We start from the raw sequence: 8,731 nt of genomic DNA on the forward strand, positions 1-8,731 counted from the left end.
CGAGTGCGCCTTCCCCATGAAGCCTGTCCCGATAAGCGCAACGTTCAACTTCTTCACCGCAAAAGCCTCCATATGGCCCGGAACGCGTCCCGCACCTGATCAAACCCAAGGACCGGACATCTGTCCGGCCCGTCAAGAAACTGTAATGTTAACGTATACAACACGAGAAAATCCCAATGTCAACGATTACATTGGAAATGTGAACGAAGAAGTCCCAGGGCGACAAGAGCGGCGAGCGAAAACACAAAAGCGAAGCACGCCAAGGGCGTTGCTCACGCTCCGCAAAGGCTCAGGCTTGCATTATCGGAAATTTACGCGGAGTCGCGCAGCTTGAGTTCGAAGGGCAAAATGATATTTGCTGCGTCTTCGGAGGGATCGCGCGGCTCGCAGACGAGGCTTGCGATCGCCGGCCCATAATCGAAGGCGGGAACCTTAACGGTGGAAAGCCAAGGCGCAAGCCACTCATTCAATCGGTTGTCGTCAAAGCCAAAGAGCGCTAGGTCGTCGGGAAATCGCATCTGCCGCTCGACTGCGGCACGGTGAACGCCATAGGCGATCATGTCATTTCCGCAGAACACGGAGAAGCGGGTTCGCTCCTGAGAGAACAATTCCCGACCCACTTCGTAGCCGCCTTCCATTGTGAAGGCCGTTTCGAAATGTCGCACGGTCGTCTGACGTCCGAGTCCGTCGAGAAATCCCTGAAGACGCTCGCTGCTTCCTGAAAATTCCCGCGGGCCGGAAATCGCGACGCAATTTTCGTATTCTCGTTCCCGGAAATAGCGCCCGACATCATGGCCGGCGGCATAGTTGTCGATGCCGACATAAGGCGCCGATACGCCCTCTGCCGGGCGCCGGTTGACGAAGATGAGATTATTCTGCCGTCCGGCCATCTCCCGCAGTTGCGGCGTGTCGATCGCGCCCTGAAGGATGATAGCCCTCGCCCGCAGCCCGAGAGCATCCGTCAGCAGGCGGTCCTGTTGTTTCGGATCTTCAGCGGCATTCGCCAGAACCATCGACAATCCGTACTCTTTGAGGGCTCTTTCGACAGATGCCGCGACGTCTGCGGTAAAATGATTCGTTGCATCCGGAACGAGCATTACCACCACGCGGCTCCTGGAAAGCCGCAGCGAGCGCCCAATTTCCGAGGGTGTATAGCCGAGCGCTTCAGCGGCGTTGCGAACGCTTTCCAACGTGTCAGGCGCTATTGCGGCGGCCTTGCCGCTAAAATACCGCGAAACGGTTGCCGTCGACACGCCCGAAAGGCGCGCAACATCCCGTACAGTCGGTGGCTTCTTCATCTCTAAATTGCTCGTTCAACATCTGACAGTGCAACGGCAATGCGTATCAGCGTACCGTCTGGCCATTTGACCAGCTGGAACGCAGCCCGTCAACGATTGCAAACGGGTTTCGCACCGCTCAGCGCATCCGTCAGAGGAGAAGCCGTCTTGTTGTCGCGGGCAGTCGCCTCACCATAGACAAATCTGGATGTCCGGGTCTCGAAGGGCTGGAAACCGGCTGTGGGGCGTCCGTGCGCATCGATTGCTCGATTGCGATGAGAACTTTAAGATCCGCCAATCCCTCCTCGCCGTCCGGTTCCGGACGCGTTCCCGTGAGGATGCATTGTGAGAAATATTGGATCTGACCGGCGAATTGGTCGTGAATGCCATAGGAGATGTTGTCGATATTGCGCTTCGTCTTCACGATGAGCCGCGAAGGGGTGTCGAAACGGAAACCGTTTTCCATGATCAATTCACCCTCGGTTCCAGCGATACGATAGGTGTCGACATCAAAAACGCCGAAACTACAGAAGAATTGTGCCAGCCGGTTTTGCGAGAAGCGTAATGTGACGGCTATGCTGGCGTCGACTTCCGTGAAACGCTGGTCGTTCTGCGGTCTTGCTGCCATCGCAAACACTTCGACCGGCTCCGCCTCAAAGACGTGTCTGGCCGCATTGATGCAATAAATCCCGATGTCCTGAAGCGGCCCACCCCAGAACTCGCTCTTCAAACGATGATTGCCGGTCTCAGACTGAAAGCCGAATGACGCAGAAAAGGCGAGCGGCTCTCCGATCTTGCGGGCGCGGACAATATCGAGTGCTGTTAATGTCGCCGGGTCGTTGTGAAGCCTATAACTCGTCATTAAAAGCACGTCGTTTCGTGCAGCTGCGTCAATCATCGCGATCGCCTCTTTCTCAGAAGTGGCGATCGGCTTTTCGACCATCACATGCTTGCCGGCGTTGGCGGCGCGCACGGCGAAGTCATGGTGCATGGGATTGGGCACCGCGATGTAAACGGCATCGACGACATCCTGCCGGAGCAGCGGGTCGAAGTCTCGATAGTCGCATACATGGTCGATACCGAAAAACGCCGCAAGTTGGGTCGCACCTTCCCGATTGCCGGAGATGATCGCAGTGACGCGAGAATTGCCCGTTTGCGGAACCGCAGGCAGGAATGCCTCCTGGGAGATCCATCCGGCCCCGACCACAGCATATCGTATTGGCGTCAGCATTTCGCACCTGTTGTTTAATCGGCAAATGTCAGCGATAGAGCGCCGGAGCTGCTTCCGGGACCATTCTTGCGTCAACGCCACTTGCCATGGCAGCAACGATGTCCTCAGCTATCTTCGTCGTCAAATAGCCGTCCCAGGCACTCGCCCCCTCTCCCGGAACCTGATCGCGTATGCTTTTGACCCAATGATCAAGCTGAGCAATGTAGGCGTTCCGAAAACGCGGAATCCAATTGTCGGGATATGTGCCTCTCGCAAAACCGGCGACATTTGCGGTTACCAGACGCGGCGTGATCGTCTGCAACGTCCCCTTCTGGCCGACAAGTTCCGCATGGACGTCGTAGCCATATCCGCAGTTCATGAACACTTCAGTTGAGACGAGTTCTCCCCTGTCGGTCTCCATCGTGATCAGCAGTGGATCGCCAGCGCCGACCGAGCGCACATGAGCAGAAACCATCTCGGAGCCCAGCAACCAGCGGCTCGCGTCGATTTCGTGGACGAAAGCGTTCGTCACCGACATCGGCCCGGCGAACCAGGTGGGCACAACCGGATTGCGGTGCACATTGTGCAGGATGACGGGCGAGCCGATCACGCCATCATCCTTCAGCCGCTTCATTTCGACATAAGCCGGATCGAAACGGCGCATGTAACCCACCTGAACCAGCCGGCGCGAAGCCTTGATCTCCGCTTCGACGACGCTCCGGGCTTCCGCGGCCGTCGTTGCCAGCGGCTTTTCGCAAAGCACCGGCTTGCCTTCTTCGATGCAGGCCAGGACGAGACCAGCATGGGTAGCGTCTGGCGCGGCGATGACAACAGCATCTGTCCGGTCGGAGCGGATAAGGTCAAGCGCATCCGCTGTCACCCACACGTCACCTGCGGCCTTCCGCGCGCGCGCCTCGTCAGCGTCGCAAACGGCGGATAGATGCGCTCCAGGCGTCGCTTCCTTCAAAATGCGGGCGTGCTCCGACCCCATGACGCCGGCGCCAATCACTCCAACGGCCAAACTCATCGCATACTCCTTCACGTGTTCGATATCTCTGGGAGGAAGCCCCGCGGGGCCGAAAGCGGACGACCCATTTGACGGGCGCAATGTTAACGTTTACATTTTGGGGAAATCTCTGAGCAGCTGATGCCATTCGTGTCAGTCAATCAGATTCTGCACGGATGTCAACGATAACATTTCTCTGATGGAGCTGGATTATGTTTAGCCTACGCAGTTTGGAGGTCTTCTATTGGGCCGCCCATCTTCACAGCTTCTCACGGGCCGCGGAAAAACTGAACACCACGCAGCCGGGCGTCTCGCAACGGATAAGCGCGCTGGAAAATCTGGTCGGCGAGCCGCTCATCAACAGATCGAGCAAGCCGATCACGCTGACAAATGTCGGACGAGTTCTCTATGGCCACGCGGAAGTGGTGCTGCGACAAGTTTCCAGGATGGAGAAGGATCTCGCGCTTAACAAGAAAACTCAACGTCGCGTTCGGCTTGGCGTTTCTGAAACAATCGTGCAGACATGGCTCGCCACGTTTCTCGAACAATGTTCGCGTGAGTTTTCGAACATCGATTTCGACATCACCGTCGATGTGACGCCCCCTATGCTGCGGGCTTTACAAGAAGGCGAAATCGACATGGCCCTCGCGCTTGGGCCCTCTATCGTGGATGGTTTCACGCAGCGAAAGCTCAACGACTTCCCGCTGCATTTCTATGCGAAACCCGGGCTTTTCGAGGGTGAGGCACTCACCTACGCGAATGCTGCTGGCTTTCCGATACTGACCTATCCCCGAAACACCTATCCATATGAATATCTGCGCGACATGCTGTTTCGCAACACCGACCGGCCGCCGCGTATTTTCACTAATTCGTCGATCTCCACGATCGAAAAGATGGCGCTCGACGGCGTTGGCATCGCGCTCGTAGCAGAAGGTTCCTTGCGAGCCGATACGCAGAACCATGATCTCAAAAAGCTTTCAACCGACATCGTCCTGCCGCCGTTAAGCTTCTATGCATTTTACCCGCTCGGCGTCGGCGGAGATATCCTCGGCGAGCTCGCACGGATCGCTGAAGCGACTGCCGACAGCTATGCTCACGCGCGATGTCACGGGACGTGATGAGCAGTCATTCGTTTCCGTTATCCCAACCGATGCAATAATATAATTTCACATTAAGTGGGCGGCACGCTTCAATCCTGGCTCTAGCTGCCATCCTGGCAGGCAAGGTCAGCGTTGCCGGCAAGAGCGTCGCCGTCCTCCTGAGCGGAGGCAATGTGGATGCGGGCAAATTTGCAAACATCATCGGCGCTCAGGATTGAGGGACCCATCATGCTTGATTTGGAAAGTGCAAAGGGCAGGAACATCGCCCAAACCATCGAAGACTTCATGACACTTGACCTGACCGGTGTCGGTCTGATCGGCAAGATCTACCAGGCGCTGCAGGCACGCCAACCGGGGCCTGCCTGCATGGCGGGCGCCAAGATCATTTGTGATCGCGTTCGCGAGCATCGCGGTCCCGTGATCATCGCGACCGGTTTTCCTGAAGGCGCGGGCGTACCCGAAACGGATGGCCCTGTTGGCGCAGCCCTATTGGCACGCGCCCTTTTTCTGGGCCTCGGCGTCGAAACGATAATCTTGACCGACAACGATTGGGTCGAGATGACCATCGGCACCTGCCGGGGCGCAGGTTTGGCCCCCCTTCCCTTTCCCGATGACGGCATCATCAAACCGGTCGACTTCGTCCGTCCGGTCTACATCCGCGCCGTACCAAAGGACGCAACTGGCTGCCAGACGATCACCGATGCGCTTCTCGACATCACCAAACCGTCGCTCGTCATCGCCATCGAACGGCCTGGCCGGAACGATCGCGGCTTGTACCACGGTCTCGGCGGCCGTCCTCTGGACGGAATGGTCGCCGATCTCGATCAGTTCTTCCTGCGTGCGAAAGCCGAAAAAATACCGTTTCTCGCGATCGGCGATGGCGGCAACGAACTCGGTATGGGCGTCATTGGCGAGGAACTTAAGAGCTTTTCTCCGAAGGCAAAGGACAGCGGTCATCCGGGGCGCGGAGGAGTTGCGGCTGCGACCGCCGCTGATCATTTGATCGTGTCAAACGTGTCCAACTGGGGCGCGACCGGTCTGATCGCCGCTCTCTCGGCGCTGCTTGAGAAACCCTCCATTTTTCATGATGGCGATCTCGAACGCAGATGCATCGAACAATGCGTCTCCTTCGGTGGCGTAGACGGCATGTTTATGGGACCAGAACCGGCGGTCGATGGCATCGCCGCGGCCGAATGGGCGGGACTGGTAACGACTTTTAGGAACACACTCGAGCGGCTGGCGGGCCGCGTGATTGGCTGGAAGGGCGACAGTGGCGATTGGCGTCAGCTGAAATAAGCAGGTGGTCGATGCACGTCGGCGACAGGCGATCGGGCGAATGTATTCAACTGCGAGTTCTCTTGCGGACGAGAGCCGCATGTTCCCTTCGGGATGACGGTTGAGGTTGAAGCTGTCATTGAGCGTGTCAATTGAGAAGCTGAGTATAGCCGCTCTTAGCGGCTATACTTGATTGCCATTTCGTCCGGCGCAGCCGTACGTCTCAAGCTGCCCATAGGCGCCGACAGGATGGCGCGCGAGACGATGATGGCCTGTTCGGCTATCGCATCCAGGTCCGCGGCATCACCACTCCATTCGCTCCAATTGCTGCCGGCATCGAGCATTGACATGATCATGTTGATCCTGCCGCGATCAACCGCGTAGCCGATTGCGGCAGCGCTCGCCTGGAAAAGGTCGGCACAAAGATCAAGCCAATGATCGATCTCCCGTCGGAATTCCGTTTCCAAAAACCCGCCAGCCCGATCCATCCGCACCAAGAGATCCCAAAGGTCGCTTGCCGGGATGCTTATCTGGCACCGTGCGACAGCCGACACCAATACATCCCAAAATTGCTCGGGTTCGGAGGCCTTATCGATGGCCTCCAGGATACTGTATCCCCAGTTCGAGTAATGCCAACGGAGCGACTGAGCGACAATTTCACTGCGACCGCCGGGAAAATGGAAATAGATGCTTGCTGCCTTGACGTTTGCCTCCTTTGCGAGAGTTCGCATCGTGACAGCCGAATAACCTTCGATGCTCGCAAGCCTCAAGAAAACCTCGAGGATTCTCTTTCGTCCGGCGGTAAGTTCTGACCAGTCACAACCGTCCAGATGCCGTTTGAAGCGGTTCCGAGCCTCGCATAGTGATGTGGGGAGGGTCATCGAATTTCCAGTCCGGAGCGGCGACCACTTTTTCCAAGAGCAGAGATAGATATCGGTCTGCCCCCGAACTCTTGCACGACGACACCCTTTTCCATTCGCTTCATTCCCATCAGATCAAAATGGATCACGCGCAGCGGTCAGCCACCCTCCGTCCATGACATAATCGCTTCCGTGAACATAGTCAGCATCGTCGCTTCCCAGAAACGCAGCAAGCTTTGCGATCTCCTCCGGCTGGCACCAGCGTCTCGCAGGCACTTTGCTGATCGCGAGATCCATGTCGGGCGAGGCGGCATTATTCTCCGGCAATGCCAGAGGCGTTGCGGTTGCCCCCGGGCAAATGGAATTAACCCGGATTCCGCGCGCTCCATATTCAAACGTCAGCTGACGAGTGAGACCGATTACGCCATGCTTGGAGGCGGTATAGGCAGAACCACCTCCGGCCGCGCTGAACCCTGACGTTGAAGAGGTGTTGATAATTGCTCCCTTTCCCTGCGCCAGCATCTGGGGAATGACTGCGCGGGCCATCAGAAACGGACCAGTCAGATTGACTGCCAAGACCCTGTTCCACTCGGCGAGACTGACCTCGTGAGCCGTCGCATGACCATCAAGAATACCGGCATTATTGCAAAGGAGATCGACGCGCCCCCAACGAGCGATGACCGCGTCTACGCCTCGCTTGGCGCTGTCTTGGTCGCTGACATCCACCTGAAGCGCAAATGCCATCGATGGATCGCTCAGCCTGTCGACCGTTTCTTTCGCGCGCTCCAAATTAATGTCCATTGCAGCCACCCGCGCACCTCGGGAGACGAATTCCCCGACCATGGCTCGCCCCATGCCGGATCCCGCTCCCGTGATGATGACAACCTTATTCGCGTAGTCTTTCATGATATTGCTCTCAGCGTTGGAGATTTCAGATACGGTTAAGTGGCTCAGTTAAGTGCCGGCCTTGGCGATAGTTTTGGTGATCTCGTTGTTGACGATGGCTGCGGCTTCCATCTGCGGCATGTGGCCGGCCCCGGGGATGTTGACGAAGGTTGCGTTGGCGGGGATCTTGCCTTGTTGCGGCACCGGCACGATCTGGTCCTGGTCACCCCAGATCAGCGTCACCGGGCATGACAGGCCGCTCAGCGCTGCGCCGATCGATTGCTTCTGACCGCCGTCGCCGGCAATGGCGTCCGCAATGGCCGAAAGCGCCTCCGGAACACCTTCCAGCCGCTTGAAGCGCAGCGTGCCCTCGACCATGTCGTTGGTGATCTTGGACGGATCGGCAAACAGCCGCTCCAGGACAGCCTGCAGCGGGCGCCGGCGCTCGGCGGCGATGAAGTCGGTAAGGAAGTCCCGGCTCATCTCCTTGCTCAGGCCAATCGGTGCGATCAGCGTCAACGATCCGAGGCGCGACGGCAGACGTGCCGCCAGAGCCGCAGCAACGGCACCGCCGAAAGAGTGCGCGACCAGATGGATCCTTCCGGAAGCAATCGGGGTGAGCGCCTCCTCGATCGCTGTGGCAATCTCGTCAACGACATTGCTGCCCGCCACCGGCGAGGAATCGCCGTGACCGGGAAGATCGACTGCGATCGTCCGCATCGTTTCGGCCAGCACCGGCTGGTTGAAGAGCCAGGTCGTCAGATCTCCGCCGAACCCGTGCAGGAAGAGCACCGTGTCGTCGCTCGGCTCACCGGCTTCCAGCAGGTTCAGCCAACCGCCCGGGACCGTGACCTTGCGTGGGAGAGATAGCCCCCCCTCGCCCTCTTCGCCGCGGCCGATGCGATCGGCATAGCTCTGGATGAAGGCGTCGATCTCGTCTTGCGTGGCGCTCTCGTCGGCAATCACGCCGGCCAGCGCACCGACCGGGGCGGTCGTGCCTTCGGCCAGAACAATCTGCCTCAGCGTACCGCTGGCGGAGGCTTCCAGCACATTCGTCACTTTCGTGGTCTCGATCTCCAGGATCTCCTGACCGCGCGCGACGCTGCCCCCCTCGCCGA

Annotated in this window: 8 protein-coding genes; 2 read left to right on the forward strand and 6 right to left on the reverse strand. The window is 58.2% G+C overall.

Annotated elements, in window-relative coordinates:
• Positions 1-311: 311 nt before the first annotated feature.
• From ATY76_RS19140 to ATY76_RS19150, 3 genes are all read right to left on the reverse strand, one after another.
• On the reverse strand, positions 312-1,298 hold the full coding sequence (locus ATY76_RS19140) for a LacI family DNA-binding transcriptional regulator (RefSeq protein WP_088676325.1): 987 nt from the start codon (positions 1,296-1,298) through the stop codon (positions 312-314).
• A 130-nt stretch (positions 1,299-1,428) separates the two neighbouring features.
• Positions 1,429-2,508: a Gfo/Idh/MocA family oxidoreductase gene (locus ATY76_RS19145; protein WP_088676326.1), complete on the reverse strand. Its 1,080-nt coding sequence runs from the start codon at positions 2,506-2,508 to the stop codon at positions 1,429-1,431.
• Positions 2,509-2,536: 28 nt separating this feature from the next.
• Positions 2,537-3,514 (reverse strand): Gfo/Idh/MocA family oxidoreductase, encoded by a 978-nt coding sequence (locus tag ATY76_RS19150; RefSeq protein WP_088676327.1) that lies wholly within the window; start codon positions 3,512-3,514, stop codon positions 2,537-2,539.
• Positions 3,515-3,705: 191 nt separating this feature from the next.
• Here ATY76_RS19150 and ATY76_RS19155 point away from each other — a divergent pair, with 191 nt between their 5' ends.
• The gene (locus ATY76_RS19155) at positions 3,706-4,611 is read left to right on the forward strand and encodes a LysR family transcriptional regulator (RefSeq protein ID WP_088676328.1); all 906 of its coding nucleotides are present in this window, start codon (positions 3,706-3,708) and stop codon (positions 4,609-4,611) included.
• A gap of 210 nt (positions 4,612-4,821) precedes the next feature.
• Entirely contained in the window at positions 4,822-5,889 is a 1,068-nt protein-coding gene (locus ATY76_RS19160; RefSeq protein ID WP_088676329.1) for a glutamate cyclase domain-containing protein, read from the forward strand.
• A gap of 155 nt (positions 5,890-6,044) precedes the next feature.
• Here ATY76_RS19160 and ATY76_RS19165 read toward each other — a convergent pair whose 3' ends face one another.
• The 3 genes from ATY76_RS19165 to ATY76_RS19175 all read right to left on the reverse strand — a co-directional run.
• Positions 6,045-6,749, reverse strand: coding sequence for a TetR/AcrR family transcriptional regulator (locus ATY76_RS19165; RefSeq protein ID WP_088676330.1), 705 nt, complete (start codon positions 6,747-6,749; stop codon positions 6,045-6,047).
• A 114-nt stretch (positions 6,750-6,863) separates the two neighbouring features.
• Positions 6,864-7,634, reverse strand: coding sequence for a glucose 1-dehydrogenase (locus ATY76_RS19170; protein ID WP_088676331.1), 771 nt, complete (start codon positions 7,632-7,634; stop codon positions 6,864-6,866).
• Between the two features lie 48 nt (positions 7,635-7,682).
• On the reverse strand, positions 7,683-8,731 hold a 1,049-nt coding region (locus tag ATY76_RS19175), incomplete at its 5' end, for an acetoin dehydrogenase dihydrolipoyllysine-residue acetyltransferase subunit (protein WP_088676332.1).

The sequence above is a fragment of the Rhizobium sp. R339 genome (assembly GCF_002211395.1).
GTDB lineage: Bacteria > Pseudomonadota > Alphaproteobacteria > Rhizobiales > Rhizobiaceae > Rhizobium.